Genomic DNA, 25,455 nt, shown 5'->3' with positions numbered 1-25,455 from the left:
AGGATCATGCTCAATTGAATAAGCTTTATTCTGATATGAATAAAAAAGTCCAGAAAAAAAGTATCTAATCCTCCCGTCTCTGATGGATGACAAGACTTTGTATTTTTGTTGGGAATTGCTTTGACTTTAAGGCTTTCACGTGGCTTGGATTTGTAGGGCCAGCTTCTCTTTTGATTTAATAACAAAGCACTTGATATCTCTTCCTATCGAGCGTGGGGTTGTACTTAGGTGATCTCCTATTTGCTGATATGACCATCCTTGCTTCCTTAGGGCGATTGCAAGCCTTAGGCGCTTGGATCTCCATCCGCTGGCTGAACCAAGAAAACGAGAGAATCTTTCTTCTTTCATAGTGATTTAATTTACTCCTCAAGGCTATCAATCAGATCCATTTCTGATTGATAGGATGATCTTCTCCGTTCTATCAGATTAATCTCTTTGAGCACCTTTTAAGGAGGAATAGGGCGTCTAATTGTCGGACTGACTGTTACCGTTGTTGAGCTAGAAGTGCTTTATGATACATTATGGGCCAATCGTTGTTTCGAATTCATTGATGAATGTAATAAAGTAATTGTTGGACTATTCTTGTGATGACATTTTTTAATGTTCAGCTAATGACTCCTCAAGGAGAGGTGTCATTTCAATGTCCTGATGATGAATATATTCTGGATGCTGCAGAGCAAGCGGGTATTGATATGTCGTACTCATGTCGCGCTGGCGCATGTAGTTCATGCGTAGGCCGGTTGATTCAAGGAACATTAGATCAGAGTGATCAAAGTTTTCTAGACGAGGAACAAATTAAAGATAAATATGCACTCTTATGTGTATCATATGCCACTTCTGATTTGATCGTCAAGACTGATTGTGAAGAAGAACTTTGGTGATGCCTTCTTTCTGCGATCACTTCTAATTGACTCACTATTTCATTGGCTTCTAATTACGCCCCCTCTCCTGCTTCTATTCCATGAAAATTTCATCTATTGTTGCAATCTATCTTGAAGCAGTCACTTCTATGGTGATTCCTCTCTCTGCATTGAATGCGCTTTCTTTTTTAAAGAAAACAGCGGACAATGCTGAATATCGATTAATTTCTACATTAGAATTAAAGGTAAGGCAAGGAGTCATTCAAGTTATTCCTGTGATGAATGGTGATCATTCGCCTGATTCCTTTGTAACATATTAACCTTATTTCGGTGCCTCTTCACTCGAGTCATAGCCGCTATTACGGCATTATTGTAAAAGCATCATTAACGCATGTCATCAATTTTTTGGATTGATTTGCAGCCTTCTGTTTTTTGCTTTAATAAGAAGCTTGCTTGCATTTTAAGTCAGTCAAGGCATGTACGCCGTTGGTCTTTTCAGCATGATCTTGATGAGATCTGTTCATTGTCAACAATTTTTGATTTTCTTAGGGAAACTGTTGATGAATTAGATTCACCCCCTCATGTTGTAGCACATGGGCTTAGTGGCACTATTGCTTCGTTATTTGCGCGTCAATTCCCAACATTATTTGGGTCTCTCACCTTGATTTCTGTAGACCCAATCTCTACTAATCAATGGTCGAGTCATTACTTGGAAATGAGACGAAAATTACCCTGCTCAAGATCTTCTATTTTGTCCCATATTGTGCCACTTTTGTTCGATAAACAATTCAATCAAACTAATTTAGCTCTTTCTGGTTTTTTTGAAAAATGTCTTGATTCTGATTTCATACCTGGTTCAATTGCTTCTCATTCTCTTCTTCCTAACCTTTCTTCGATTGACATACCCATGTCGGTCATTAATGGTTCTGATGATTTTGTAGTGGATCAGAATTCTTCTTTGCGTTGGCAGCCTCATTTGAAGAATGGTGATCGCTTCTATTCATTGCCAGGGGGACATCATTTTTCTCACTTTACTCAGCCCAGGCTGTATGGAAGCTTGATCAACTCTTTTCTTGAGATGATTCCAACTTCTTTTTCACCTGTTTTCCCTAGTCAATTTCATAGTTCACTTTCGAGAAAGATTTCAACATGACAGAGTTTATTGATACCGATGTTTTGATTATTGGTGGTGGTCCGGCTGGTTGTTCTTGTGCTCTTTACACATCAAGGTCATCCTTGAAGACCTATATCTTAGACAAAAATAAATCTGTAGGGGCTTTAGCTATTACCCATAAAATTGCTAATTATCCGGGTGTCTCTAATGAGATTTCTGGGTCTGATCTGCTTGATATGATGAGAGATCAAGCTACTTCTTATGGAACAAACTATATACGAGCTCAGGTTTTTAGTCTGGATTTGTCTGGAGAGCATAAACTTGTTTATACACCGGAAGGTGTCTTCCGTTCTCGTACGATCGTTTTAGCGACTGGCGCGATGGGTCGGACATCGACTCTTCCCGGTGAAAAAGAGTTTTTAGGTCGCGGTGTTAGTTACTGTGCAACCTGTGATGCCGCTTTTTATCGCAATGAGGATGTCTTGGTTTATGGTTCAAATCAAGAAGCCGTTGATGAGGCACTTGTTCTTACTAAATTCGCCAACACTGTTCATTGGGTTACCAGTGGTAAACCAAGTCGATCTACGAATCGGGTTGAATTACTCACTGATCTTCCCAATGTCAAGCAATGGGAACGCACTAAGTTATTATCTATTCACGGGAATGATGCTGGATTGAATTTTGCAAAAGTTCAATCCATGAAAGACAAGGTAACTTTTACTTTGGATGTTACCGGAGCTTTTTTATACTCTACAGGTACGCTTCCGATCACCGATTTCCTTCATGGACTTATTCCACTTCGTGCCGATGGTGGAGTTGATGTGGATGACAATATGATGACTTCTGTTCCAGGTGTTTGGGCTATAGGTGACATTCGTAATACCCCTTTTAAGCAGGCTGTTGTTGCGTGCTCAGATGGTTGTATAGCTGCAATGTCAATTGATAAATATCTAAACTCTAGAACTGAGTTTCGTGTTGATTGGGTCCACAAATGACAGACAAAAGGCGCTCATTGTGGGCGCCTTTTGTTTTGGCTTTTATGCTTCTAAATTTATTTGTTTGACCCAGTCACTTAGGCGTTGATCTGTTAAATCAGACTCATTATCTTCGTCAATTGCTAAGCCGCAAAATTTTCCGTCAATCACACTTTTTGATTCTGCAAATGTATAGCTGTCTGTTGGTACTTTTCCAATTAGTTTTGCACCGGCTTGTAGGAAGGCAGTATATAACTCTTCCATTGCATCACAGAAGTAATCTGAATAGGAAGATGAATCTCCAAGGCCTAAAATTGCTACTGATTTTCCGCTGAAATCCATGCTTGGTATTTCTTCGGCATAAGTATCCCAGGCAGTACCAGAGCGACCTTCATCTGCCCCTGTATTCCATGTAGGAACACAGCAAATGAGTGCCTCTGCTTCAGCCAGTTCTGCTGCAGATCCGATGCTGTCTACATCTTTGCTTTCTGTACCTGGTAATAGCTCTTTGAGTTTGTCGGCAACATCCTCAGTCTTTCCTGTGGAGGTTGCAAAAAAAATGGTGTAAGCCATGACGTTATCGTTGACGCATCTATTCTCAATGTTTTTGTCTTCCCGATTTGTGCGATTGAATGTTGTTTGCTGTTTATTCTTATGATTTTACAGGTTCATTGCATTCTTGTTTTGTGATCATACGATACTTCTATTGGATTAATTTGTATGGACTCATTGTATTCTCCGAGCGTTTGTTCAAGCCCGTTCTGTCCAACCTTTTTAAGCCAGCGCTCCCGATTGATTCTGCTTGACTCAATGGTCTCAATGAATGATTCAAGAAGACTGATGTGTTTTTCTTTCATGGATTTGTTTCCTTTCCTTGGTTTTGCTTAGGTTCCGCTGCTCTGACAGCCGCCTCTGTTTTGTAGTTCTTTTTCTGCTGAATTAATCGTGTTGTAGGCAGAAATTGCTGTTGCTCTGAGTTCCGCAAGAAATACAAGGCATGATTTACAGTTTTGCTCATCTGCAATATCCATCAGCTCAGCAAGAGATGTGGTTGCATGGCTTAACTCTGATTTTGCCTTTGTAAGGTTGATGGCTACTAAATTGATTGCTTGACTTGCATCGTTTTTTCGATGACGATTCTCGAGTGCTTGTCGAAATGCTTCTAAGTTTTCCATTTCCAATTTTTTACAACCTTATGGTTTGACAACATCAATTCTGTTTGCTTGTGTCTTATATTCTGTATCATAATTGTCGTTGCTGTGTATCTATTTTAAGTTTGCAAGCTGTTGGATTATTCTGCTTTTTTGCAGTGAGGTGTGATTTTCATAGTCATCTCTCTTGCGCCGTGTGTTTGTCTTTTTTCTGGCCACTGTGCTTGAACTCTGATTGATTGTTTATTTTTATCCTGTCTTCCTCTTGTTTTCTGTGTTATGCAGTTTTTCTGTTCGATGAGCCGTTTGGTTTTCTCTTTGAGTGTCGGTTGAACTTTAAGATTTATTTGTTAGGTTATCGGACCGCTCTCTACTAGGTTTGTAGGTGATGAAGGGATTGTCTTATGGACCAATGGCATGAGCGCAAAAGGCCAGTTTGCCTCGAGCGCCGATTTGAGTTTGAAAGCTACAGTGACACACGTGATTTTCTTGATCGTCTCGGCGATTTCAGCGAAGCGAAACAGAGATTTCCTGATATTAGTTTTGGCCGAACCTATGTGAACATCACTCTGCGCCCAGAGGCTGAGGGCGATGATAGTCAGCTCAGCGATGATGATCGTAGCTTCGCTTTAGAGATTGATGCCCTCTTCTGTTGATCTGGCGGCTGCTTATGCCGAGTCAGGCGTTGCGGAGGTTCTTGACCAGCTTGACCAGGAGCTCATTGGTTTGCTGCCAGTGAAGACGCGCATTCGTGAAATCGCGGCTTTGCTTTTGGTGGATCGTGCCCGTCAACAGTTGGATTTGCAAAGCACTGCTCCCGGACTACATATGTCGTTTACTGGAAGACCAGGGACGGGGAAGACCACGGTCGCTAAACGAATTTCGCAAATTCTTTATCGGCTTGGCTATTTGCGAAAGGGACATGTTGTCACCGTGACTCGAGATGATCTCGTGGGTCAATATGTTGGTCATACTGCTCCTAAAACGCGTGAGATGATCAAGCGTTCTCTGGGTGGTGTTCTATTCATTGATGAAGCCTATTATCTCTATAAGTCTGATAACGAACGTGACTATGGGGCCGAAGCGATTGAAATACTCTTGCAAGATATGGAGAATCAGCGATCAGACTTTGTGGTGATTTTTGCTGGTTATAAGGATCGTATGGCCAGTTTTTACCAATCCAATTCGGGGCTTTCCTCGCGAGTGGCTCATCACATCGACTTTCCTGATTACAGCGAAGATGAGCTCATGGCGATTGCCCTGTTGTTGCTCACTCAGCAGGATTACCACTTCAGCGAATCAGCGCATGATGCCTTCAGCCTTTACATCAAGAGGAGATGTCAGTTGCCACACTTTGCGAATGCTCGTTCCATTCGGAATGCCCTTGATCGTCTGAGGCTTCGTCAAGCGAATCGGTTATTTTCTCGCCTCGATCAATCTCTTAGTCGTGATGATCTGACCACCATCGAAGCAGAAGATGTTTTTGCAAGTCGCGTGTTCCAGGGTGAAATTGAGGGTCGCGATCCTTCTCAGCCCTTGACAAAGATTTCGGGTTCTCCTTGAGCCGTCAGTGCTTGGGTTGATCCAGATCCCGCCGAATCAATGCCAACAAATAGGACGGTGCTTTGTAGCGACCTGGAAGGCAGCGATTCAGTGTTTCCAGGTGCCCCCAGCACACGGTTCGTTCAATGTCCTTAATGCTTCGCCCCTCTTTGAGAAGTCTCCGGAGGGCTTTGCAGTACAGGGGGTAGCCCGCTTCGAGTTCGCCAATGGTCAGCTTGGCTTGGGCCATGGGGTCTCTCAGCATCGTCTCAACCTAAGAAACCGTGGGCCCCCCCTCTTGTGGAGAGCCCATTCCATGCTCAGTTCAACCAGGCAATGCAATCAATTTCTACTTTTGAGCCTTTTGGCAATGCTGCAACCTGCACGCAAGCTCTGGCAGGGCTAACTCCATCACCAAATACCTCGGCATAAATGGCATTGACGGCTTGAAAATCACCAAGATCCACCAGAAATACTGTGGTGCGAACGACTTTTGAGGGGTCGGTGCCGGCCTCTTGAAGTACAGCTTTTAAGTTTCTCAGCACTTGGCGGGTCTCAGCCTCCACATTTCCGTCTCCCACCATCGCTCCAGTTGCAGGATCAAGCGGAATTTGTCCGGAGCAATACAGCCAACCACCGGCGATCACAGCCTGGTTGTAAGGCCCCACTGGAGCTGGTGCCTCTTGGGTGATGACAGCCTTAAGTGGGGTGGATGACATGGTTACGGCTCAGAATGAAATCTCATTTTCGCGTTCCGTGTTGATGGAGTCGTGGCCGGTTGAGCTTGAGGGTCTCTGGCACCGCTACGGCGGTGCAGATGAAGCTTGGATTTTGAAAGACATCAATCTTCAGTTGAAGACGGGTGAGCTTGTGGGTTTGCTGGGGCCATCAGGCTGCGGAAAAACCACGCTTTTGCGTTTGATCGCTGGTTTTGAACATCCCAGCAAGGGCGTGGTTCGACTGCATGGGAATGACGTCGCGTCGTCGCGCTTGCGCCTCGCTCCAGAGCGCCGTGGCGTGGGCATGGTCTTTCAGGACTACGCCCTCTTTCCCCATCTCAACGCTTGGGAGAACACATGCTTTGGCCTTCGTCGTGGACAGGACACCAGCCGTGCCTCATGGTTGCTCGAACTTTTGGGGCTGACCGATCTCAAAGGACGCTACCCGCATGAATTATCGGGGGGGCAACGTCAGCGTTTGGCTCTCGCAAGGGCTCTCGCGCCTGCGCCCTCTGTTTTGTTGCTGGACGAACCCTTCTCCAACCTTGATGTTGAAGTGCGTTTGCGCTTGCGCAGTGAGCTACCCGGAGTGCTCAGTGCGTGCGGGGCCAGCGGTTTGTTGGTGACCCACGACCCGGAGGAGGCCCTTGCTATCTGCGGGCGGGTTGCCATTCTTCGTGACGGTCAACTTCATCAATGCGCTACTCCCCGTGAGCTCGTGGAAGTCCCGGCAACACCCTTTGTGGGCCGGTTTGTGCTTCAACGCAATGTGCTTCCGGTTTGGAGGGACGGATCCACGTCGTTGTGCCGTTGTTTGCTTGGTGATCTGGAGATTCCAGAAGGGCAGCGGTCTATGGCGCTTCCTGATGACGCCACCGTTTTAGTTGATCCGGCATTGATCGATTTGGCTCCTGATCCTGCAGGAGATGCCTATGTGATGGGGCGGGAGTTTTTGGGTCGCTCCTGGCTGTATCGCATTCAGATTGGAGATCAGCAGTTGCGGCTCATCAGGCCTCTTGCTGAAGACCATCAGAGGGGATTGCGCTGCAAGCTTTCTTTGCAACAAAACAGTGAGGTTCTGCTCCATCCTCAGTGCCTATCACTTCAAGTTTTGAATTGATGTGATCAACCTCTCCAATTGTCTTTGTGTTGACGCAGACGTCCCAATTGTTCGGCGCTGGTCGCCCGTAAGAACAAATTGGAGCGCCACTCCTCGGCAATGCTGCTGGGAAGGGTTAGGGAACCTGACCGACGTTTCGCCTGAACCTCCTGCAGTCGGTTTGTGATGAGGGCATCGTTAGGCACCTGTTGCGCGGCCCAGCGAAGATTTCCCTCGGTGTATTCGTGAGCGCAGCAGACCAAGGTGTCTGGGGGCAGGGACCCCAGCCTTTGCAGAGCGCGGTGCATGTCTGCAGGGGTTCCCTCAAAGAGCCGTCCACATCCGCCGCTGAACATGGTGTCGCCGCAGAACAACGCACTGGTCTGAGAGGTTGAGGACGCTCCCTCTGGCAACCAGTAAGCAATGTGAGCTCGGGTATGGGCATGCACATCCATAACCCTTACGGGCCTGCCCAGGAGCTCAATGGCGTCACCGTCGTGGACGGACAGCGTTTGAAATGGGATGCGCTCTAGGTCGTCCGCAGCGGCCACGACTTCAGCTGATGACCAGCGTTGAAGAAGTCCAGGGGTGCCGCCGATATGGTCGGAGTGGTGATGGGTCTGAAGCACTGCGACGAGCTGCAGCCCACGCGTGTCGAGCCAGTCGATGATGGGTTCAGAGACGGCAGGATCGATGACGATGGCCTGATTGCCATGCACCCAAACCCAGACGATGTTGTCGCTGAGGACGGCTACTGGGTGGATGCCATCAATCGTGGAGGCCATCGCCATCGTTAAAGTTCTGCTCAACGCTTGATTCCATGATCACTGTTGCCCTAGCCAAGGGAGCACTTCTGAAAGATTCAGTGGCCCGATTTGCGGCGGCCGGGCTCGACTTTTCTGCAGTTCTCGACCCCGATAACAGGCAACTGATGGTTCCATCTGCATGTGGTCGAGCCAGAGCTTTGCTTGTGAGGAACGGAGATGTTCCTGTCTACGTGGCCTATGGGCAAGCTCAACTTGGAGTGGTTGGGTACGACGTTTTGCGGGAGCACCAGATGCCTGTCGCGCAATTGGTTGACCTGGGCTTTGGAGGGTGCCGTATGGCAGTGGCTGTGAAGGCCAGCAGTGGATATCAGCGGGCGACGGATCTTCCTCCCCATTGCCGAGTGGCAAGCAAATTCACCCGCTGTGCACGCGACTACTTCGATGCCATCGATTTGCCTGTGGAACTTGTCCACCTCACGGGTTCGGTGGAGCTAGGTCCGATTACCGGGATCGCTGAAGCGATTGTTGATTTGGTGGCTACGGGCAGGACGCTCCGCGATAACGGGTTAGTTGCAATCGAAGATCTTTTCCTTACGACGGCTCGTTTGGTGGGCCACCCCCTGTCATTGCGCCTTGATCAAGGCGATCTGCGCCAGATCGTTGAGGCGATGCGATCTACAACACCAGTGTCCAAGGTGACCAGCTGATGGCTGGTTCCGATTTTCAGCGGGTTAAGCGGCTTGGTCGTTACTTAGGTCGAGATCGACGACGACTCACGCTCACGTTGGTGCTGCTCATTCCAGTGGCTGTTGCCGGCGCGATTCAGCCGCTGTTGGTTGGGCAGGCGATTGCCGTTTTGCGCCGTGTTGGAGGGGCCGCCAACGAGTCGGTGATTCCTCTTTTTCAGGGTCTCGACAGCACGGTTGCGATCCGACTGATCATCCTGATGTTGTTGGGATCGGTTCTGGTTCGCTTGGCTCTTCAGGGAGTTCAGTCGTTCAATATTCAAGCCGTCGGCCAGCGGCTCACCGCTCGCATCCGCAAGGATTTGTTTGCCCATGCGATGAGTTTGTCTCTGCGGTTTCATGACCGCATGCCCGTGGGCAAGCTGCTGACTCGCCTCACCAGCGATGTGGATGCATTAGCCGAGGTGTTTGGAAGCGGTGCCGTTGGTGTGCTCGGAGATCTCGTCAGCTTGCTGGTGATTGCGGTTTCGATGCTGCTGATCGAGTGGCGTTTGGGTTTGTTGTTGCTCGTGACCCAACTGCCTGTCACCTTCGTGATTGTTTGGCTTCAGAGGCGCTATCGAAAGGCCAACTATCGTGTGAGAGAGGAGCTTTCTCAACTTAACGCTGATTTTCAGGAGAACCTCCAAGGTCTTGAGGTTGTGCAGATGTTTCGCCGTGAAGCCGTCAACGGAGATCGGTTTCAGAGAACCGGTTTGGCGTATCGAAGTGCAGTGAATGGCACGATTTTTTTTGACAGCAGCATCTCTGCCTTTTTGGAGTGGGTGTCGTTAGGTGCCGTTGCCCTCGTTCTTGCGCTTGGCGGATGGATGGTCACATCAGGAGCGATGGGCCTTGGCACGCTCACAACCTTCATCCTCTACTCACAGCGCCTGTTTGACCCCCTTCGCCAAATGGCTGAGCGGTTTACCCAGATCCAAGGAGGACTCACTGCTGTGGAACGGATTGGCGAGCTCCTGGAGGAGCCTCTCGAGATTGTTGACCATGGTGCTGCCAGCGGTTCAAGCTTTGGTTCGACAGGTGGATCAACGGTTGATCCCACGCTCCTCCAGAACGCTTCATCTTCACAAGCTCGTGGTGAAGTGATTTTTGAAGACGTGGACTTTGCTTACCGAAAAGATGAGCCGATCCTGCGCGATCTCAGTTTCCGGATTGCACCTGGTGAGCATGTTGCTCTTGTTGGACCCACCGGATCTGGCAAGACTACGGTGATTCGGCTCCTCTGCCGGTTGTATGAGCCCCAGCGTGGACGAATCCTTCTGGATGGCCAGGACATCCGCAGCTTGCCTTTGCAAGAGCTGCGTCGTCAGCTGGGTGTGGTGCTTCAAGACACTTTTCTCTTTAGTGGAACGGTGGCCGACAATTTGCGGTTGGATCGGCCCCTCGATGACCAGAAACTGCAGGAGGTTTGCCGTGATTTAGGGCTTGATCCCCTGCTCGGTCGATTGCCTGAAGGTTTGGATACCGCATTGAGAGAGCGGGGAGGGAATCTCAGCTCTGGGGAAAGACAGCTGCTAGCCGTAGCCAGGGTGGCGATTCGCAACCCAACGGTCCTGGTGATGGATGAAGCGACTGCGTTTATGGACCCTTCTACGGAAGCCACCCTGCAGCGGGACCTAGATCGTCTCCTCAACAGGCGCACGGCAGTGGTGATTGCCCACCGGCTTGCCACCGTTGAGGCGGCTGACAGGATTTTGGTGCTTCGTCGAGGGAGCCTGATCGAGCAGGGCACCCACCTTCAGTTGCGTGCCAGTGGTGGTTTGTACGCCGAACTTGCCGATCTTCAGGAGCGAGGACTCGCCAGGCTTTGATCGATGAGCCAGTGATGGATCGTTTGAGCCAGTAGGTCGGGATGGCTCTGCATGGCCAGATGTCCGCACTGTTTGAGTTCTTTTAGGCAGTGCTTGTCGCTGTATTCGGCAAGATGTTGCACATAGCCGGGTTCCATCACGCGGTCCTGCTCACCGCTAATCCACAGGTTCTTAGCCTCCAAATCTGCAACCAGGTTTGGAATCTGTTTGACAGCTCCTCGTGTGGTGCTGTTCACCAGCAGACCCAGTGCCGCGCGTTGCTCCGCTTGAAATGGCCCCAACTGGCCGATGGGCCCTGGAAGTGAGGTGGGACGGAGTTTCAGAATCAATTGCCCTCCAAACCTGAGGCGTCGAAACGGTCTGGGTTGGTAGATCCCACCTCCTGCCGCCAACATCACAAGACCCGAGAGAGGCTGATCCCACTGTCGACGTAGATAGGTTTCTGCATGCAGGGCAATGCTTCCTCCCAGTGAGTGACCCATCAACACCACGTGGTGGCCCTTGGCTTGAGCTCGAATCTGCTCCGCAAGCCATTGGCCGTAGGACGCCAAGGTTGGTCGAAGCTGAGGAGGGCGAGACTCCAGTCCAAATCCTGGTAAATCAGGACACCACAAAGGGATAGAGGTGCCTAAGCGTGTCCAGCTTTCTTCAAACGGTGCCCAAACCTTGCGGCTGAGCATCCAACCGTGTACGGCGATCAGCAGCAGATCAGAGGTCATCGGTGCGTCAGGATTAAGGCATCGTCGCAGGACAGGGTGACTAGTACTCCCTCTCTCACCCAAGAGATTTTGGTGCATTCCTACGGGAAAGAGGCTCGGATCTGTGAAACGGCCAATACCAAGCTAAGCCTGGTATTCAGCCAGTCTCGTCCAATGGATTTAGTTGAGCTGGAACAGCTCTTAGAGGCGGTGGGGTGGAGTCGCAGGCCAGTTCGCCGCGTTCGCAAGGCCCTCGATAACAGCTTGCTCAGGGTGGGGTTATGGCGCCATGACCCACGCATTCCACGCCTTGTGGGTTTCGCACGCTGCACTGGAGATGGTGTTCTTGAAGCCACGGTTTGGGATGTGGCCGTTCACCCCTTGTATCAAGGTGCTGGGCTTGGTCGTCAGTTGATGGATTACATCCTCGATGCACTAACAGAGATGGGAACGGAGCGCGCCACGCTGTTCGCCGATCCAGGGGTGCTGCCCTTTTATGACCGTCTTGGTTGGGACCTAGAGCCCAATGGTCACCGTTGTGGTTTTTGGTATTCCAATTGAATTGTTGAAAAGGGCTTTCCGTAGTACTCAGCTGCCAAGCGTGCTGGAGATTCCCCACGTCGCCAGCGATGCCGCAACCAGGCATTTTCAAGGCTGCGGCGCAGCACGCCTCCCCGCTGCCAGCGCCGGCCATCGGTGGTGATCGCCAGGCCAAGGGGACGTAAGCGTGTGAGTTGGCTAAGTCGCTGTACGAACTCAAGATCCTCCATTAACGGCAAGGCTGCGTATCCACCACTGCGTTCATACAGAGACCTATGGAGCAGGAGGCCCTGATCTCCGTAGGGTTGTTGGCACCAGCGACTACGAAGAGCGATCACCCCTTCCAGCAGGCGTCGGGCTGGAGTGCTGGGGTGAATGTGTAAGTCAAAAAACCATGCGAATCGTTGTGCATCGGGATGCTGAATCCGACGCAGCACGCTGCTGCCCCAGTGTCTTGGCAGACGGCTATCAGCATGGAGAAAAAGGAGCCATTTGCCTTGGTTTTGCTGGATGGAGTGCTGGGCACCTGCAGCCAGTTGCTTGCCTCGACCAGGTGGATGCTCCGTGATGAAGCGTCCACCAGCGAGAGCGCTGATGCGATGGCTGTGATCGTTGCTGCCACCATCCACCACCGTGATCTCGATCGGAAGAGGCCAGCGCTGCAGGTCAGCGAGGAGAAGTGGAAGACGCTCCGCCTCATTAAGGCAGGGAATCACCACGCTGAGCATGAGTGGGTCAGCGCTCATCGCTGCCATGAATGAAGATCAGCAAGACAATCAATGTCGTTTTTCATGCTGAGTAGATGGGGTGTGAGACCCAGCCCCCGAGCGCGAGCGCAAGTGATGTCCAACACCTTGTTGCTTCCCCATGGCACGGCCGCAAAGAGTGCATCGAGCTGTTGCTGCGTTAATGCAGCGCCCAGCCCCAGCAACCAATACCCACCGTCTGCGGAGGGGCCCAGCACCAAGGGTTGGTTTTGGAGCTTTTGGATCGCATGGCGCAGATCGTTTTGACAAAGATCTGCAAGATCGGTTCCGATCACGATCACAGGCTTGTTCTGCTGCCTGAAGCGCGCGCGATGAATCTGACGGAGCATGCGAGCCCCAAGCGATCCCCGTCCCTGATCCACGAGGGTGCAGGGCGGTAAGGAGGGCAGACAGCGTTGGGCTGATCGCAGACTCACGCCGCTCATTGCCACCTGCACATCCACGTCACCCTGCTCGTTGAGTGCTTCAGAAACAGCGAAGGTATGGGCGGTGAGGCGTTGCTGAATGATGGCCGCCTGCTCGCTTCCGATGTCGACGGCCAGGCGACGCTTGCAGCGACCGCTAGCTGGCCAGCGAGCCATCACAACGAGTGTTGGGATGGGTGATTGAATCATCTTTGGCGTGGTAGCTCCTCAGGTGTGACATCCAGGGTTTGCTGTTCCCCAGCTCGTTCCACAATCAGCGGCATGACCTGACCCACCTGTCCTCGGTCAACGGCCAGCTGCACTTCAGAGGGGTCGTTGACGGCGGAGCCATTCACGTTGCGGATTAAATCACAAGGCTCAATACCAGCCTTGGCTGCGGGGCTGCCCTCCACCACTTCAATCACGAGCACGCCGTTGAGCTCGGGCACGGTGCAAAGGTTGCTCGTGGCGTTGATTTCTTTGGCCAATTGGGGGGTCAGGCTCTGCAGTCGTACACCGATATAGGGGTGGGAGGCCTGACCAGTGCTGATGATTTGTTGGGCAATGCGCTTGGCCAAGTTGATCGGGATGGCAAAACTCAGTCCTGCGCCAGGTGCTTGGCGAATCGCTGTGTTGATGCCGATCACTTGCCCAGCGGCGTTAATGAGGGGACCACCGCTGTTTCCTGGGTTTACTGCAGCGTCGGTTTGGATGTAGGGGACACGCTGGCCTTCTCCTACGGCATTGGTCCGATCCACAGCACTGATGATGCCCGCTGTGACCGTGTTGTTGAGCCCAAGCGGATTGCCGATCGCGATGGCCCATTCACCGGGTTTTAGGTCGTTTGAGTTCCCAAGGGGTGCGACAGGTAGCTTTTCAGCTACGACTCTCACCACCGCCACATCCGTTAAGGGGTCGCCGCCAAGAACGCGTCCACTGAAGCTGCGACCGTCAGGCAAGGTGACGGCCACTTTGTCCGCGCCTTCCACCACGTGCGCATTCGTGAAAATCAGGCCGTCAGAGCGTGTGATGAATCCTGAACCTTGACCGGCTTGTTTTTGGGTGGTTGGCCCACCTCCAAACAGGTTGCCTAGTGGATTGGATACCCGTTTCACGGTGTCGATGCGTACGACCGACGGACCAACCCGTTCAACGGCTTGGACGATCACGTTGCGACCGGGTTGTAGAGGGGCCGAACGAGGCCCATCACTCACTTCGGGAAGGGTTGCGGGTGCCTTCGCTTCTGGCTCTAAGCCAAGCCGTTGACGCATGGATGATCCACACCCTCCCATCGTCAAGCTGACGATTCCGATTCCGATTCCGATCCCGATCCAGGGCAGGGATCGTGCCAGGGCGCGGGAGGCGGCAGCTGCCATGAACAGAAACGTGTTGAAACTGGTTTCATTAAAGACGGGCCACTCGGCATAAGGCGCGTAGATTCGTCATTCGCAGAAGGTGGAATGTGGTGCTGACGGGCAGTGAGCTCTGGAACAAGGTGCAGCACGCTCTTCAGAGCAACCTCAGCAAGCCCACCTTTGAAACGTGGATTCGTCCTGCGCGCTGTAACTCCTTCCAAGATCGGAGGCTGACCCTGCAGGCTCCCAATCGTTTTGCTAGCAATTGGCTGCGTAAGAACTACGTCAGCACCATTGCTGAAGTGGCGCAGGAGATCACGGGGCATCCGATCGAGGTGATCGTGCTTGCTCAAGACGATGAAGATGGGGCGCCTGGGTCGACTCTCGAGGCTCGGGTGTCGCCTTCCAGCCAGCAGGCTTTGGCACCAACGACGGCTGGAGTCGCTGCCCCGCCGAGCACCGCTCCCCGTCGGCTCCCCGGCTTGAACATGCGCTATGTGTTCAATCGTTTTGTCGTTGGCCCCAACAGTCGGATGGCGCATGCGGCTGCTTTGGCAGTAGCCGAGGCCCCAGGCCGTGAATTCAATCCGCTATTCATCTGTGGAGGTGTGGGCCTAGGCAAGACCCATCTAATGCAGGCGATTGGTCATTACCGCCTAGAGATTGATCCTGAAGCGCGCGTGTTTTATGTGTCGACGGAAACGTTTACGAATGATCTGATTACTGCGATTCGTAAGGACGGTATGCAGGCTTTCCGAGACCGTTATCGGGCCGCGGATCTCATCTTGGTTGATGACATTCAATTCATCGAAGGCAAGGAATACACCCAAGAAGAGTTCTTCCATACGTTCAATGCTTTGCACGATGCAGGGCGACAGATTGTGATTGCGAGTGATCGGCCTCCTAGCCAAATTCCTCGGCTGCAGGAGCGATTAATTTCTCGCTTCTCGATGGGATTAATCGCGGATATCCAGGCCCCTGATCTGGAAACACGAATGGCGATTCTTCAGAAAAAAGCTGAGCAAGAACGCGTTGCTCTTCCTCGCGACTTAATTCAATACATCTCTGGCCGCTTTACCTCCAATATTCGTGAACTTGAGGGAGCGCTCACTCGGGCTGTTGCGTTTTCTTCGATCACAGGAATTCCGATGACCGTTGAATCGGTCGCGCCGATGCTTGATCCCAGTGGCCAAGGTGTTGATGTCACACCGCAGCAAGTGATTGAAAAGGTGTCTGAGGTGTTCGACGTCACGGCAGAAGATATGCGCAGCAGCAGCCGACGGCGAGCGGTGAGTCAGGCTCGTCAGGTGGGGATGTTCTTGATGCGGCAAGGCACAGATTTGAGCTTGCCGAGAATCGGCGACACCTTCGGAGGTAAGGATCACACCACCGTGATTTATGCCATTGAACAAGTGGAAAAGAAGCTTGCTACTGATCCGCACCTAGCGAGTCAGGTGCAAAGGGTGAAGGATCTTTTGCAAATCGACTCTCGCCGTCGTCGCTAGGAATCATCAGGCATCACTGCCTTTCCAGCCTGCCAAGTGGGATGCCGCTGATGAGCGAGCGAGCCTGCGCGCTGCAGGTAGGGCTGGATCCAAATGTTTTGAGCTAAAAGGAGGCATGGGCCTCGTTCGCAACCAGAGGCCCCAACGAAACTCGTGATAAGGAATCAAGGGCTGTGGCTTGATCACTCCCTCCTGCTTCAGTTTCCAAACAAGGCTGCGGTAAGGATCATCCTGAAGGCCAAGCAATGTGGCGGGCAGGTCTTTCGCTGGCCACGGGCCATTGCCTCTGCCGTCTTGAAGATAGAGCCAACCCTTGTTGTGTAGAGCCTGGAGAGCCTCCTCCCTGGTGCTAGTGGTTAGGTCGTCGATCACGTAGCCGTAAGTCGTAATCGTTGGAACCATTTCGAGCAAGGCTCGGAGGCGGTGATGTCGATCCACCATCCAAAGGTGTCCAAGCTGATTGCGTACCAATGGCACTGGCTTGCGATTGAGATACCGGCGACGTTCTTCGGGACTTTCCTCACGGAAATCACGTTGCCGGTTCCATACCTCAGCCATCCCCACACACATCTGTGTGGGCTGAAGGTCAGCAACGGCCACCTCAAAAAGCTTGAGACCTTTGTTGTGATCAGGTATTGGGGCGTAATCAGGAAGATGCAGAGGGCAGGCCTCAACGCTGCATCCATCCACTATGCCGAGGTTGAGTTGTGAATTGACTCGCTGATCACTCCTGAGCTGACTTGGCTCTGATTGTTGGTGTACTCGTGCATCGAAGGCAGCGGGCAAAATGTGAGAAAACAGTGAACCCCATGGAACAAATCTTTGATCTTGTGGTTCTCGGTGCTGGGTCTGGAGGCTTAGCTGCTGCCAAACGTGCTGCCCGTTATGGAGCCAAGGTGGCGATTGTGGAGGGAGATCGCGTTGGCGGTACCTGTGTCATTCGTGGTTGCGTGCCGAAAAAGCTGCTGGTGTACGGCTCTCTTCTCTCCGAACAACTCGAGGGTGCGTCGAGTTATGGCGTGAGTGTTGCGGGGGCAACGTTTGATACGTCTGTGCTTTTGCGCAATGTGCGTCAAGAGGTGGATCGCCTCAATGCACTTCATATCGATTTTTTGGCCAAAGCTGGAGTGGAGTTGATCACAGGTTGGGGCCGTTTTCTTGACCCGCATCGCATTGGTGTGTCTAAGGCGCGCGAGGGTGAGATCGATCAGGTGCTGCAGGCCAAGCGGGTGATGATTGCAGTGGGTGGGCGACCTTTTCGGCCGAACATTCCAGGGGCTGAGCTTGCTTGGATCAGCGATGACATGTTTTTGCAGCAGCGTTTCCCAGACCGGGTTGTAGTGGTGGGAGCTGGGTTCATTGCATGTGAATTTGCTGGCATCCTGCGAGGCCTTGGTGTTGCGGTGACCCAATTGGTGCGTGGCGAACAGCTTTTGCGAGGGTTTGACAGCGAACTGTCAGGAGTTGTGCAGGAGGGTATGCAGTCCAAGGGCATCGACCTGCGCTTTGGACAAGGCCTTGCTGCGATTGAGGGTCAATCAAATGATTTGACTGTCGTGACCAAGAGCGGTGATCGTCTGCCGTGTGGTGGGGTCCTGTTGGCGACGGGGCGTCAACCATTCCTTTCAGGCCTGGGTCTCGATGCCGCTGGCGTGGTGGTCGAGGGGCATCGAATCCCAGTTGATGCCGATCAAGTCACCAACCTTCCCCATGTTTTTGCGGTTGGAGATGTGACGGATCGCATTTGCTTGACCCCTGTCGCGGTGGATGAGGGGCGTGCTTTTGCAGACAGTGTGTTTGGAAGCACTCCTCGGCAGGTCAATCACAACTTGGTTGCAAGTGCTGTGTTCAGTCAGCCGGAGCTAGCCACAGTGGGCTTATCAGAGGAGGCAGCGATTGCCCAGCTCGGTGCGGATCAGGTTGTGGTTCATCGCGCGCGTTTTCGCTCCATGGCTCAGGCGTTGCCTCAACACGGTCCCCGTTGCTTGTTGAAGTTGGTCTTGGAATTGAACAGCGGGAAGGTGCTCGGATGTCACATGGTTGGTGAGCATGCGGCAGAAATTATCCAGATGGCTGCTATCGCCGTGGGAATGGGGGCGACCAAGGCCGATTTCGATCGCACGATGGCCTTGCACCCGACGGTTTCAGAGGAGTTTGTGACGATGGCTTGATCCGTTCAGCCTTTTGTTGGGTCAGGTCATGCGCTGGCTGAGAGTGTCAGCTAATCGCAGGGCTAAGGCGATGGTGGTCAGACCCGGCCCCACGCTGGGACAGCTAGGAAACACACTTGAGTCGGCGATATAAAGATTGTCGAGTTCATGGCACTTCCCTGATGGGTCGACCACAGAGGCCGCTGGATCGGTGCCCATGCAACAGGTGCCGCATGCATAGCCCACAACGCTTAAAGGTGCTTCGCCCCTTGGGTGGGTCGGTGCGGTACTCACCACCCGAGTGAGTGGGTCGGCTTCGATCGCTTTGAGGGTGTCAATCCAGCGATAGACCAGTCGATCATGAGCTTCGCGATTGTTATGGATGTAGTTGATGCGGAGCTGATCGTTGTTTAGCCACACCTTGTTGTGGGTGTCGGGCAAGACTTCAGACATGGCCCACCAAGCCACCGATCGGGACGCCAGTCGCTCCAGTCCAAAATCAGGAATCATTTTGGTAACAAGGGACAGCACTGGCGGTGACTCTGCAAATAGGGCGTCCTGCAAGACACCTCCTGCGGCTTGAATGTGGCCCAGCGGGAACGAGACGTTTTTGTCTCCCCAGTAATAGTCATTGATTCCAAGCGATCGGGCATAGCGTCCGTCGTTGCGTTCGGTTGCGAGCTGCAGGATGGAGGTGAGTTGCAGATTCATCAGGTTGCGACCGACCTGGTCGGACCCATTACTGAGGCCTCGGGGGTGATGGCTGGAATGCGATCGCAGCAGGATGGCCGGAGAGTTGATGGCTCCTGCGGCCAGCACGATGAGATCCGCCTTGAACAGCCAGGCTTCACCGGCTACGTCAACTTCCACCCCCTTTACGCAGCTGCCGAGAGGATTTAAGTGCAAACGCTTCACTGCGGCTTGCGTTCGGATTTCCAGTTTGGAAGGATCGGCATTGTCGATGCCATACAGCTGAGAATCTCCACTTGGATCTTCCTGGCTGTTGGACCAGCTCAGCGGAAGGTCATAGGGCTGACATCCCTGGCGTTTGAGCGCTTCTCGTAGGGGCTCAAGAAAAGGAACCAGTGGTTTTGGCTCATGCTCAAAAGGGGAAGAGCGGGTTGGTTCAGTGGGGTCGATTCCTGAGCGACCATGCACTCGGTACAACTTTTCAGCTGCTGAGTAATAAGGAGAGAGCTGGTTGTAGTTGATGGGCCAGGACGGTGAAACCCCTTCTTGCAGCGGGACTTCATCAAAATCCTGTTCGCGCATGCGCTCCAGCACTGCACCCCAGATTTTTGTGTTGCCGCCGAGGGAGTAGGTGGTTTGTGGTGCGAATGGATCACCGTCAGGCCCAAACCAGCGCTCATTTTTTGGGTGATAACGATCTTTCCGGAATAGATCCACATCGGCCACATTTTGATCTTCGAGAGCCATGGCCTCTCCTCGCTCAAGCATCAGCACCGAGTGACCCTTTCGGCTCAGGGCACCGGCAAGGGTTCCACCACCGGCACCACTGCCGATGATGATCACGTCGTAATGGCTGTCGTCGATGATCATGATGGAAAGATTGAGGGCAGATCAGATCTGAAAACTCGGATGGATCAGGTCGTGCGTTGCCAGACGTAAATTAAAAGGTAAAGAATGATCCAAATAACATCAACAAAATGCCAGAAAAGACTTACTGATGTGACGCCCATATCCCCCTTCTCATAATTATTTGGCCTGAAAGATCGAATCAGCATCAATCCCATTAACAGAATGCCTGTTATGACATGCAGGCCGTGAAATCCTGTTAAAAGAAAAAATGTACCACCAAAGACTCCACTGCTAAGGCCGAATTGAAGTTCGGACCATTCCACATATTGTCCATAAACAAAGTATGCTCCCATGGCCATCGTGAGGAGCCATAAGGCTCGAAAGCCCCAAAGGTTTTTCTGATGCAAATAGCGCTCTGCAAAATAGGCTACAAAGCTTGAACTGACCAGCACGATTGTGTTGATCAAAGGCATGCGTGTTTCTAGCCCCTCAACACCTTCAGGAAGCCACTCTGGAGCGGTGGTTTTTAAAAGCGCAAAGCCAATAAAAAAGGCTAGAAAAATAATACTTTCTGAACACAGGAAAATGATAAAACCTGTGAGGTTGTGCCCATCGTGCTTGATGTGACCGGGTTGGTGATTGAGCGGTAAGTCGGGATTGGTTGTGGTCATTGCTTCAGGCCTCCATGGAGCGATGGACGTAGAAGGCTTGGTCTTCGACTAAGGGTTTGCCCAAGCCATAGCCGTAGGGCTCGCTGATAACGGTTGGGACATCGTCTTCGAAGTTTTCGGCTGGAGGCGGGGAAGGTAACAACCACTCCAAGCCAATAGCATTCCAGGGATTGGCAGGTGCTTTCGGTCCTCTGGCCCAGGAGCTCACAATGTTGAGAATGAAGGGAATGGAGGCCACGCCCAGCATGAATGCCCCAATGCTTGCAATCACGTTCCAGATGGCAAATTCCGGGTCATAGGAAGCCACTCGTCTTGGCATGCCCAGTAATCCTGCCCAATGCAAAGGCAACCAATTCAGTGTGGCGCCAATAAATGTCAATACAAAGTGAACTTTGCCCAGTCCTTCGTAATACATGCGTCCCGTAAATTTAGGAAACCAGTGGTAAATTCCTGCGAAAATACCAAAGCCAATGGTATTGAAAATGATGTAGTGGAAATGAGCGACAACGAAATAAGTATTGCCTACGTGGATGTCAATGGGTGCGGTGCCAAGCATGACCCCAGTAATCCCTCCAAAGATGAAATTTATAAGTCCGCCAAGCACGAATAGCATGGGTGTACTGAGCCGTATTTTTCCTCCCCATAGAGTTCCCAACCAAGCAAAGACTTTAACCCCAGTGGGAACAGCAATCAACATGGTGGTCACCATGAAAAGGTTTCGCATCCACTGTGGTGTTCCGGAATAGAACATATGGTGAACCCAAACAATGAGCCCCAAGAAAGTGATGATAAATGAAGCAAGGGCAACAAATTTGTAGCCGAAGAGGGGTTTGCGCGAATAAACCGTAATCACTTCCGAAAAAATACCGAAAACGGGAAGCACCATCACATAAACTGCTGGATGGGAATAGAACCAGAAAAAGTGTTGATAGAGAACGGGATCACCGCCTCCTTCTGGACGGAAGAAGCTCGTTCCAAAGCTGAGATCAAATAGAAGCATGATGGCTCCACCTGTTAATGCGGGGAGTCCAATCAGTTGCAGCGTTTGAGCAGCCCATGCAGTCCAGATGAAAACGGGCATCCGGAAATAGCCCATCCCAGGAGCTCGCATGCGAATGATTGTGGTAACGAAATTAATCGCTCCCATGATCGATGAAACACCGGATAAAGCGACGGCGAGGATCCATAGAAATTGACCGTTAATGAAATTGCCTAAGGGATTCTGGATGCTCACAGGCGGATAGGACCACCATCCTGAGGACGCAGGGCCACCGGGTACAAAAAAGCTGGCCAAAAGAACGATGGCAAACACTGGCACCAACCAAAATGCTGCTGCATTTAGTTTTGGGAAGGCCATGTCGGGTGCGCCGATCATGGTTGGAATCAACAAATTGTTGAATCCATTCAGGACGGGAAACAGAAAGAGAAACAGCATGATTGTTCCATGCATGGTGTAGAGCCCGTTGTAAACAGAGGGGTCCACTAAATCGGCGGGAGGTGTAATCAATTCTCCGCGCATCACCATGGCTAATAATCCACCGATGAGAAGGAAGATCAGAGCTAGGCACATGTACTGGATGCCGATCACTTTGGCATCGGTGTTGAATGTGAAAAATCTCTTCCAGTTGTCCGGCGCTCCAGGAACCGGATGTTGTGTTTTAAGGATGCGTGGATCGTATTTTGTACTAGTCATTAGTGTCAGGCTTCGTGGGGATCGTCAGGGTTGCCGGGATCGTTGACCATCGGAGGTGGTGCAGGTGGAACTGTTGCCCAACCTTTGTTTCCTTTGGAGAGCCTTTTTTGGTATTGAACTGTTCCCGGACTCAATCCAGGAACCAGTGGCTTCTCATTTGTGGATTGAAGCCAATTTGAGTAATCGTCTTTGGATTGGACGATGACATGGGTTTGATTATCAGAGAAGTAAGCACCGCTGAAGTGGGCATCACGAAGGCGATAGCGGCCTTCTCTCGTTGGGGTGATGCTGTAAGAAATGACGCTTCCCGGAATGATGTCTTGCTTGAGCCGGAATGCTGGGATGTAGAAACTGTGGATTACATCTTTTGATGTGAGTAAGAAATTTGCGCGTTGATTGATTGGTAAATGCAATTCCGAACTTCGTACACCATTTGGATAGACGAATTCCCAATTCCATTGCCTTGAAATTACTTCGATCGGACCTACCTCGCTCAGTCCATCGAGACTGGCAACCGTTTTTGCTGACTGATTGACAGCCATGTCGTATTTATTCTTAGGCCCCAGCGTGTCGAGTTTTCCATTCACATCAATGGAGTAGATGGCTAGAGCCATCACGATGATGAATGGAATGACAGTCCAGATAATTTCGAGCTTGGTGTTTCCTTCGATAGGAAGTCCATCGCTCTCATCATATTTCTCCGCACGATTCGCAATGACCGACCACAAGATGAAGCCGACGCAACCGTTGAATAGAAACGCACCCATCCCTACTTCTAGGGAGAAGAGCCCATCAACATAGGGAGCTGCCGTAGAGGCAGCCACAGGTAGCCACGAAAATGACCATTGTGCAATTTGAAGACTGACAAGCAGATTCAGTCCCACAAGACTCAGCAAGATAAGTATCAACCTGAGCGATAGACCTTTCTTGGGTTTAGGGGTTGTGGATGTCATGGCAATACTTGTCTTAGGTCCGTCCCTGAAGCAAGCAGCTGATCGGCTGTGATGTGAACACCAAATTCACTCGCAAGCCAGGCGCCAAGGCTTCCATGCACGCCCATGGCCAGGAGCACTACGGCTCCGCATCCCAGATAGAGCCAGCTCACCTGGCGACCGTAATCTTTACGCCATAAAAATCTTTGAAATCCCCGCCAGATGGTCATCACCACAATGATGAGCAGCAGTGCGACCCCTCCGATCGCGTGCCACAACATGGTGTCGATTGCATTTTGGCCGATGATGCTGCGAATTCCTGGCAATGGAACGGCCAAGAGCATTTCGTAAAAGCCAGCTGCAACAGTGAAAAAGGTGATCACGCTGCAAGCGAGAACGTTGTACCAGCCAACATCGTGAAAACCGCTTCGTGTTGCGGGTAGTGCCAGGAAACGAAAAACTCGTTTCTCTAGGGGGTAAAAGGCTCCGGCAAAATCAAAGGCAATCCCGATGGCAAATAGGCCAATGGTGAAGTGCACCAAATTGGGATGGATCGGGATTGAGTAAGGGAGATTATTCGCCCCAAGTTGGTCGGCAATTTCATTTACCGGCGAGAGAATCGTGCTGATTACATTCATGACAGTGCTCCACTACGGACTGCTTCCACCACCGGGACCGTATGGAGGCCGTACACCCAAACGAGTTTGTCGCCTAGGTAAACCTGGCAGAACACCAGCACTGCAAGTACGGCGTCAATAATCAGAAATCCTCGCGGCAGCACGGTGGGGTCTTTTTGTCTTGCGACGTATCGCCACCCCGTCAGGAGGCTGAGAATCGCGGCGAGCGACCAGCCAAGCGTGCTGTGGTAATTCAAAATGTCTCTTGAAGCTCCATAAGGAGTGGCTAAGCCCGCTTCAATCTGCCCAAAGATGATGGCCACAAAGATGGCCACGGTCGCCACCAACAAGTTCCAGAAGCTCACCTCAAACAGGTTGCGCCGCCGTGTGAGCACTCCAATCAGGTCAAAGACCACCGTGATCAGCGCCATGGCAATCACGAAATGAACCACGATTGGATGGATGACATCCAGCCAGGGGAGATTCTTGTCGTTGAGCGGGGGGAGCAGCAGCCCAATCATCGGCATGCCGATCGTGCTCTTTAAGCATGGATAGCTTTTGCTCCGCAGTCATCCCTCCATAACGGAAGAGAAGCAGAAGCCCTTGTTGAACGTTATGCGCCCTTTCGTTTGAGCTGTCTCCAATAGCGAGCTGCCTGCACCGTGATGAGCACGACAACAGCAGGCAGTACAACGCAAAGCATGATGAGGCGAAATTCGTCTGACCATGACGACAGCCCTGTGCGGGGAAGAACGTTGTCAGTGATGTACAGGACGTAAAGGCCAACCAGTAAGCCCCCTTCAAGTCTGCTGATTCGTCCTTTGGTCCAGAAGATTGGTAGGCAAGCCAGGCTTGTCAGAATCATCACTGGCATGTCGTCATGAATTAAATCCTGGCTCACACTTAAGCCGTCTGATCCAGCAGCCAATGCTCCTCCAGCAAGGACAAGAAGAAGATTGAGAAGACAGCTGCCAACAACGTTTCCGATTGCGAGATCCGTTCTTCCTTTCAATGCTGCGACCACTGAAGTGATCAGTTCAGGCATGGAAGTGCCTGCAGAAACAATGGTGAGACCGATGATGGGTTGAGGAACCTTGAGGATCTCGGCAACTCCACTGGCTCCATTCACAAGCAGATTGGCGCCAAATCCGAGAACAACAATGCCAACGACAAGGCGCACCATGGCCTTGATCCAACCCTCTTTAGCTGTCTCTAGGTCAATCTCTGGTTCGGCAGGCTCCATCTCCTCTGGTTCCTCCCGTGCGGTTCGGATCTCCCAGACGGTGTTAATGACAAGGGCCAGCAACAGAGCAACGCCTGATTGCCAGGTCACACGTCCTGCAGATGCCATCCCCCAAGCAGCAGCCGACACGGCGAGCAGAAGGGGGACATCCCTTCTCACCAAGCGGCTTTCGACTCTCAGAGGAAGAACTAGGGCGCTGCAGCCGAGCACGACCAACACATTGAAAATGTTGCTTCCCACCACGTTGCTGACGGCGAGCGCATCAGCCCCTTGCATCACTGAACTGATGCTGACGAAAAATTCTGGCGCGCTCGTTCCAAGCGAAACCACTGTCAGGCCAATGACCAGCTGAGGGACGCCGAGGATGACGGCAAGAATCACCGCACCTTGTACGAATAATTCTCCCCCTCCGAAGAGCAGTCCGATTCCCACCAAGAGCTCGAGGGTAGAGATCAGAAAGTCAGGCATCGACTCCTTGCTTTATCAGAAACTATCTTCCCTGCTGGCCTCGACGGCTGCAAAGGGGAATAGACTTAGCATTATCCAACTTCTAAGGAG

Annotated in this window: 29 protein-coding genes; 12 read left to right on the top strand and 17 right to left on the bottom strand. The window is 51.6% G+C overall.

Translation table 11 applies throughout. From position 1 onward, the window contains the following. The first annotated feature begins 587 nt into the window (after positions 1–587). The 4 genes from SynMVIR181_RS08880 (at position 588) to SynMVIR181_RS08865 (ending at position 2,969) form a co-directional block, all read left to right on the top strand. Positions 588–881, top strand: a complete 294-nt coding sequence (locus SynMVIR181_RS08880) for a 2Fe-2S iron-sulfur cluster-binding protein (protein WP_186588988.1) — start codon at positions 588–590, stop codon at positions 879–881. A gap of 80 nt (positions 882–961) precedes the next feature. Beyond that, the gene (locus tag SynMVIR181_RS08875) at positions 962–1,180 is read left to right on the top strand and encodes a hypothetical protein (RefSeq protein ID WP_186588987.1); all 219 of its coding nucleotides are present in this window, start codon (positions 962–964) and stop codon (positions 1,178–1,180) included. A 71-nt stretch (positions 1,181–1,251) separates the two neighbouring features. Beyond that, positions 1,252–2,013 (top strand): alpha/beta fold hydrolase, encoded by a 762-nt coding sequence (locus tag SynMVIR181_RS08870; RefSeq protein WP_186588986.1) that lies wholly within the window; start codon positions 1,252–1,254, stop codon positions 2,011–2,013. Further along, positions 2,010–2,969, top strand: a complete 960-nt coding sequence (locus SynMVIR181_RS08865) for an NAD(P)/FAD-dependent oxidoreductase (protein ID WP_186588985.1) — start codon at positions 2,010–2,012, stop codon at positions 2,967–2,969. The genes SynMVIR181_RS08870 and SynMVIR181_RS08865 overlap by 4 nt, the downstream gene beginning before the upstream one ends. A gap of 42 nt (positions 2,970–3,011) precedes the next feature. Here SynMVIR181_RS08865 and fldA read toward each other — a convergent pair whose 3' ends face one another. Both fldA and SynMVIR181_RS08855 read right to left on the bottom strand, forming a co-directional pair. After that, the gene (fldA, locus tag SynMVIR181_RS08860) at positions 3,012–3,521 is read right to left on the bottom strand and encodes a flavodoxin FldA (RefSeq protein ID WP_186588984.1); all 510 of its coding nucleotides are present in this window, start codon (positions 3,519–3,521) and stop codon (positions 3,012–3,014) included. Between the two features lie 311 nt (positions 3,522–3,832). Next, the gene (locus SynMVIR181_RS08855; protein ID WP_186588983.1) at positions 3,833–4,129 is read right to left on the bottom strand and encodes a hypothetical protein; all 297 of its coding nucleotides are present in this window, start codon (positions 4,127–4,129) and stop codon (positions 3,833–3,835) included. A 374-nt stretch (positions 4,130–4,503) separates the two neighbouring features. Between SynMVIR181_RS08855 and SynMVIR181_RS08850 the strand changes: the two genes are divergently transcribed. Beyond that, entirely contained in the window at positions 4,504–4,755 is a 252-nt protein-coding gene (locus SynMVIR181_RS08850; RefSeq protein ID WP_186588982.1) for a 4a-hydroxytetrahydrobiopterin dehydratase, read from the top strand. Then, the gene (cbbX, locus tag SynMVIR181_RS08845) at positions 4,739–5,662 is read left to right on the top strand and encodes a CbbX protein (RefSeq protein ID WP_186588981.1); all 924 of its coding nucleotides are present in this window, start codon (positions 4,739–4,741) and stop codon (positions 5,660–5,662) included. Before SynMVIR181_RS08850 ends, cbbX begins: the two co-directional genes overlap by 17 nt. A 4-nt stretch (positions 5,663–5,666) precedes the next feature. On the opposite strand, the gene SynMVIR181_RS08840 is transcribed toward cbbX, so the two are convergent. Next, positions 5,667–5,891: a DUF3136 domain-containing protein gene (locus SynMVIR181_RS08840; protein ID WP_006853336.1), complete on the bottom strand. Its 225-nt coding sequence runs from the start codon at positions 5,889–5,891 to the stop codon at positions 5,667–5,669. A gap of 70 nt (positions 5,892–5,961) precedes the next feature. Continuing rightward, the gene (locus tag SynMVIR181_RS08835) at positions 5,962–6,360 is read right to left on the bottom strand and encodes a RidA family protein (RefSeq protein ID WP_186588980.1); all 399 of its coding nucleotides are present in this window, start codon (positions 6,358–6,360) and stop codon (positions 5,962–5,964) included. Between SynMVIR181_RS08835 and SynMVIR181_RS08830 the strand changes: the two genes are divergently transcribed. Continuing rightward, positions 6,359–7,480: an ABC transporter ATP-binding protein gene (locus SynMVIR181_RS08830; RefSeq protein WP_186588979.1), complete on the top strand. Its 1,122-nt coding sequence runs from the start codon at positions 6,359–6,361 to the stop codon at positions 7,478–7,480. The two genes, SynMVIR181_RS08835 and SynMVIR181_RS08830, sit on opposite strands and share 2 nt — an antisense overlap. Before the next feature lie 5 nt (positions 7,481–7,485). Here the strand turns inward: SynMVIR181_RS08830 and gloB are convergent, their stop codons facing one another. Continuing rightward, on the bottom strand, positions 7,486–8,250 hold the full coding sequence (gloB, locus tag SynMVIR181_RS08825) for a hydroxyacylglutathione hydrolase (RefSeq protein ID WP_186588978.1): 765 nt from the start codon (positions 8,248–8,250) through the stop codon (positions 7,486–7,488). Between the two features lie 29 nt (positions 8,251–8,279). Between gloB and hisG the strand changes: the two genes are divergently transcribed. Both hisG and SynMVIR181_RS08815 read left to right on the top strand, forming a co-directional pair. Then, the gene (gene hisG, locus SynMVIR181_RS08820; protein ID WP_186588977.1) at positions 8,280–8,933 is read left to right on the top strand and encodes an ATP phosphoribosyltransferase; all 654 of its coding nucleotides are present in this window, start codon (positions 8,280–8,282) and stop codon (positions 8,931–8,933) included. Continuing rightward, positions 8,933–10,783 (top strand): ABC transporter ATP-binding protein, encoded by a 1,851-nt coding sequence (locus tag SynMVIR181_RS08815; RefSeq protein ID WP_186588976.1) that lies wholly within the window; start codon positions 8,933–8,935, stop codon positions 10,781–10,783. The genes hisG and SynMVIR181_RS08815 overlap by 1 nt, the downstream gene beginning before the upstream one ends. On the opposite strand, the gene SynMVIR181_RS08810 is transcribed toward SynMVIR181_RS08815, so the two are convergent. Continuing rightward, positions 10,756–11,502 (bottom strand): alpha/beta fold hydrolase, encoded by a 747-nt coding sequence (locus SynMVIR181_RS08810; RefSeq protein WP_186588975.1) that lies wholly within the window; start codon positions 11,500–11,502, stop codon positions 10,756–10,758. The two genes, SynMVIR181_RS08815 and SynMVIR181_RS08810, sit on opposite strands and share 28 nt — an antisense overlap. A gap of 36 nt (positions 11,503–11,538) precedes the next feature. Here SynMVIR181_RS08810 and SynMVIR181_RS08805 point away from each other — a divergent pair, with 36 nt between their 5' ends. Further along, the gene (locus tag SynMVIR181_RS08805; RefSeq protein WP_186588974.1) at positions 11,539–12,042 is read left to right on the top strand and encodes a GNAT family N-acetyltransferase; all 504 of its coding nucleotides are present in this window, start codon (positions 11,539–11,541) and stop codon (positions 12,040–12,042) included. Here the strand turns inward: SynMVIR181_RS08805 and SynMVIR181_RS08800 are convergent. The 3 genes from SynMVIR181_RS08800 to SynMVIR181_RS08790 are packed head-to-tail and all read right to left on the bottom strand — an operon-like array spanning position 12,012 to position 14,568. Next, complete coding sequence (locus SynMVIR181_RS08800) at positions 12,012–12,767, bottom strand: TIGR04283 family arsenosugar biosynthesis glycosyltransferase (RefSeq protein WP_186590587.1); 756 nt, start codon at positions 12,765–12,767, stop codon at positions 12,012–12,014. The two genes, SynMVIR181_RS08805 and SynMVIR181_RS08800, sit on opposite strands and share 31 nt — an antisense overlap. Beyond that, entirely contained in the window at positions 12,764–13,402 is a 639-nt protein-coding gene (locus tag SynMVIR181_RS08795) for a TIGR04282 family arsenosugar biosynthesis glycosyltransferase (protein ID WP_186588973.1), read from the bottom strand. Before SynMVIR181_RS08795 ends, SynMVIR181_RS08800 begins: the two co-directional genes overlap by 4 nt. Next, positions 13,399–14,568 carry a trypsin-like peptidase domain-containing protein gene (locus tag SynMVIR181_RS08790; protein ID WP_186588972.1) on the bottom strand — a complete coding sequence of 390 codons (1,170 nt, stop codon included), beginning with the start codon at positions 14,566–14,568 and terminating at the stop codon, positions 13,399–13,401. Before SynMVIR181_RS08790 ends, SynMVIR181_RS08795 begins: the two co-directional genes overlap by 4 nt. Before the next feature lie 86 nt (positions 14,569–14,654). On the opposite strand from SynMVIR181_RS08790, the gene dnaA reads away from it, so the two are divergent. Further along, complete coding sequence (gene dnaA / locus SynMVIR181_RS08785) at positions 14,655–16,052, top strand: chromosomal replication initiator protein DnaA (protein ID WP_186588971.1); 1,398 nt, start codon at positions 14,655–14,657, stop codon at positions 16,050–16,052. Positions 16,053–16,058: 6 nt separating this feature from the next. Here dnaA and SynMVIR181_RS08780 read toward each other — a convergent pair whose 3' ends face one another. Further along, positions 16,059–16,742: a ParB-like protein gene (locus SynMVIR181_RS08780; protein WP_370593895.1), complete on the bottom strand. Its 684-nt coding sequence runs from the start codon at positions 16,740–16,742 to the stop codon at positions 16,059–16,061. Positions 16,743–16,861: 119 nt separating this feature from the next. Between SynMVIR181_RS08780 and gorA the strand changes: the two genes are divergently transcribed. Further along, positions 16,862–18,223 (top strand): glutathione-disulfide reductase, encoded by a 1,362-nt coding sequence (gene gorA / locus SynMVIR181_RS08775; protein WP_186588970.1) that lies wholly within the window; start codon positions 16,862–16,864, stop codon positions 18,221–18,223. 21 nt (positions 18,224–18,244) lie between these two features. Here the strand turns inward: gorA and SynMVIR181_RS08770 are convergent, their stop codons facing one another. From SynMVIR181_RS08770 to SynMVIR181_RS08740, 7 genes are all read right to left on the bottom strand, one after another. Next, positions 18,245–19,762 carry a GMC oxidoreductase gene (locus SynMVIR181_RS08770; RefSeq protein ID WP_186588969.1) on the bottom strand — a complete coding sequence of 506 codons (1,518 nt, stop codon included), beginning with the start codon at positions 19,760–19,762 and terminating at the stop codon, positions 18,245–18,247. Positions 19,763–19,806: 44 nt separating this feature from the next. Then, a complete protein-coding gene (locus tag SynMVIR181_RS08765; protein ID WP_186523370.1) occupies positions 19,807–20,412 on the bottom strand; it encodes a heme-copper oxidase subunit III in 606 nt (201 codons plus the stop codon). Between the two features lie 4 nt (positions 20,413–20,416). Continuing rightward, positions 20,417–22,105, bottom strand: a complete 1,689-nt coding sequence (locus SynMVIR181_RS08760; protein WP_186588968.1) for a cbb3-type cytochrome c oxidase subunit I — start codon at positions 22,103–22,105, stop codon at positions 20,417–20,419. A gap of 5 nt (positions 22,106–22,110) precedes the next feature. After that, the gene (locus SynMVIR181_RS08755) at positions 22,111–23,058 is read right to left on the bottom strand and encodes a cytochrome c oxidase subunit II (RefSeq protein ID WP_186588967.1); all 948 of its coding nucleotides are present in this window, start codon (positions 23,056–23,058) and stop codon (positions 22,111–22,113) included. Continuing rightward, positions 23,055–23,675 (bottom strand): DUF2231 domain-containing protein, encoded by a 621-nt coding sequence (locus SynMVIR181_RS08750; protein ID WP_186523367.1) that lies wholly within the window; start codon positions 23,673–23,675, stop codon positions 23,055–23,057. The genes SynMVIR181_RS08755 and SynMVIR181_RS08750 overlap by 4 nt, the downstream gene beginning before the upstream one ends. Next, a complete protein-coding gene (locus tag SynMVIR181_RS08745; protein ID WP_186588966.1) occupies positions 23,672–24,181 on the bottom strand; it encodes a DUF2231 domain-containing protein in 510 nt (169 codons plus the stop codon). Before SynMVIR181_RS08745 ends, SynMVIR181_RS08750 begins: the two co-directional genes overlap by 4 nt. A gap of 86 nt (positions 24,182–24,267) precedes the next feature. Next, a complete protein-coding gene (locus SynMVIR181_RS08740) occupies positions 24,268–25,365 on the bottom strand; it encodes a calcium/sodium antiporter (protein ID WP_186588965.1) in 1,098 nt (365 codons plus the stop codon). Positions 25,366–25,455: the final 90 nt, after the last annotated feature.

Source organism: Synechococcus sp. MVIR-18-1 (genome assembly GCF_014279835.1).
Taxonomy (GTDB): Bacteria; Cyanobacteriota; Cyanobacteriia; order PCC-6307; family Cyanobiaceae; genus Synechococcus_C.
The sequence above is the reverse complement of the archived record's forward strand: the minus strand, read 5'-3'. Positions and strand labels throughout refer to the sequence as shown.

Coding starts and splice junctions, on each gene's coding strand:
- SynMVIR181_RS08880 (WP_186588988.1), top strand. CDS start 588: ATGACATTTTTTAATGTTCAGCTAATGACTCCTCAAGGAGAGGTGTCA.
- SynMVIR181_RS08875 (WP_186588987.1), top strand. CDS start 962: ATGAAAATTTCATCTATTGTTGCAATCTATCTTGAAGCAGTCACTTCT.
- SynMVIR181_RS08870 (WP_186588986.1), top strand. CDS start 1,252: ATGTCATCAATTTTTTGGATTGATTTGCAGCCTTCTGTTTTTTGCTTT.
- SynMVIR181_RS08865 (WP_186588985.1), top strand. CDS start 2,010: ATGACAGAGTTTATTGATACCGATGTTTTGATTATTGGTGGTGGTCCG.
- fldA (WP_186588984.1), bottom strand. CDS start 3,521: ATGGCTTACACCATTTTTTTTGCAACCTCCACAGGAAAGACTGAGGAT.
- SynMVIR181_RS08850 (WP_186588982.1), top strand. CDS start 4,504: ATGGACCAATGGCATGAGCGCAAAAGGCCAGTTTGCCTCGAGCGCCGA.
- cbbX (WP_186588981.1), top strand. CDS start 4,739: ATGCCCTCTTCTGTTGATCTGGCGGCTGCTTATGCCGAGTCAGGCGTT.
- SynMVIR181_RS08840 (WP_006853336.1), bottom strand. CDS start 5,891: ATGGCCCAAGCCAAGCTGACCATTGGCGAACTCGAAGCGGGCTACCCC.
- SynMVIR181_RS08830 (WP_186588979.1), top strand. CDS start 6,359: ATGGTTACGGCTCAGAATGAAATCTCATTTTCGCGTTCCGTGTTGATG.
- SynMVIR181_RS08835 (WP_186588980.1), bottom strand. CDS start 6,360: ATGTCATCCACCCCACTTAAGGCTGTCATCACCCAAGAGGCACCAGCT.
- gloB (WP_186588978.1), bottom strand. CDS start 8,250: ATGGCGATGGCCTCCACGATTGATGGCATCCACCCAGTAGCCGTCCTC.
- hisG (WP_186588977.1), top strand. CDS start 8,280: ATGATCACTGTTGCCCTAGCCAAGGGAGCACTTCTGAAAGATTCAGTG.
- SynMVIR181_RS08815 (WP_186588976.1), top strand. CDS start 8,933: ATGGCTGGTTCCGATTTTCAGCGGGTTAAGCGGCTTGGTCGTTACTTA.
- SynMVIR181_RS08810 (WP_186588975.1), bottom strand. CDS start 11,502: ATGACCTCTGATCTGCTGCTGATCGCCGTACACGGTTGGATGCTCAGC.
- SynMVIR181_RS08800 (WP_186590587.1), bottom strand. CDS start 12,767: ATGAGCGCTGACCCACTCATGCTCAGCGTGGTGATTCCCTGCCTTAAT.
- SynMVIR181_RS08795 (WP_186588973.1), bottom strand. CDS start 13,402: ATGATTCAATCACCCATCCCAACACTCGTTGTGATGGCTCGCTGGCCA.
- SynMVIR181_RS08790 (WP_186588972.1), bottom strand. CDS start 14,568: ATGGCAGCTGCCGCCTCCCGCGCCCTGGCACGATCCCTGCCCTGGATC.
- gorA (WP_186588970.1), top strand. CDS start 16,862: ATGGAACAAATCTTTGATCTTGTGGTTCTCGGTGCTGGGTCTGGAGGC.
- SynMVIR181_RS08770 (WP_186588969.1), bottom strand. CDS start 19,762: ATGATCATCGACGACAGCCATTACGACGTGATCATCATCGGCAGTGGT.
- SynMVIR181_RS08765 (WP_186523370.1), bottom strand. CDS start 20,412: ATGACCACAACCAATCCCGACTTACCGCTCAATCACCAACCCGGTCAC.
- SynMVIR181_RS08760 (WP_186588968.1), bottom strand. CDS start 22,105: ATGACTAGTACAAAATACGATCCACGCATCCTTAAAACACAACATCCG.
- SynMVIR181_RS08755 (WP_186588967.1), bottom strand. CDS start 23,058: ATGACATCCACAACCCCTAAACCCAAGAAAGGTCTATCGCTCAGGTTG.
- SynMVIR181_RS08750 (WP_186523367.1), bottom strand. CDS start 23,675: ATGAATGTAATCAGCACGATTCTCTCGCCGGTAAATGAAATTGCCGAC.
- SynMVIR181_RS08745 (WP_186588966.1), bottom strand. CDS start 24,181: ATGCCGATGATTGGGCTGCTGCTCCCCCCGCTCAACGACAAGAATCTC.
- SynMVIR181_RS08740 (WP_186588965.1), bottom strand. CDS start 25,365: ATGCCTGACTTTCTGATCTCTACCCTCGAGCTCTTGGTGGGAATCGGA.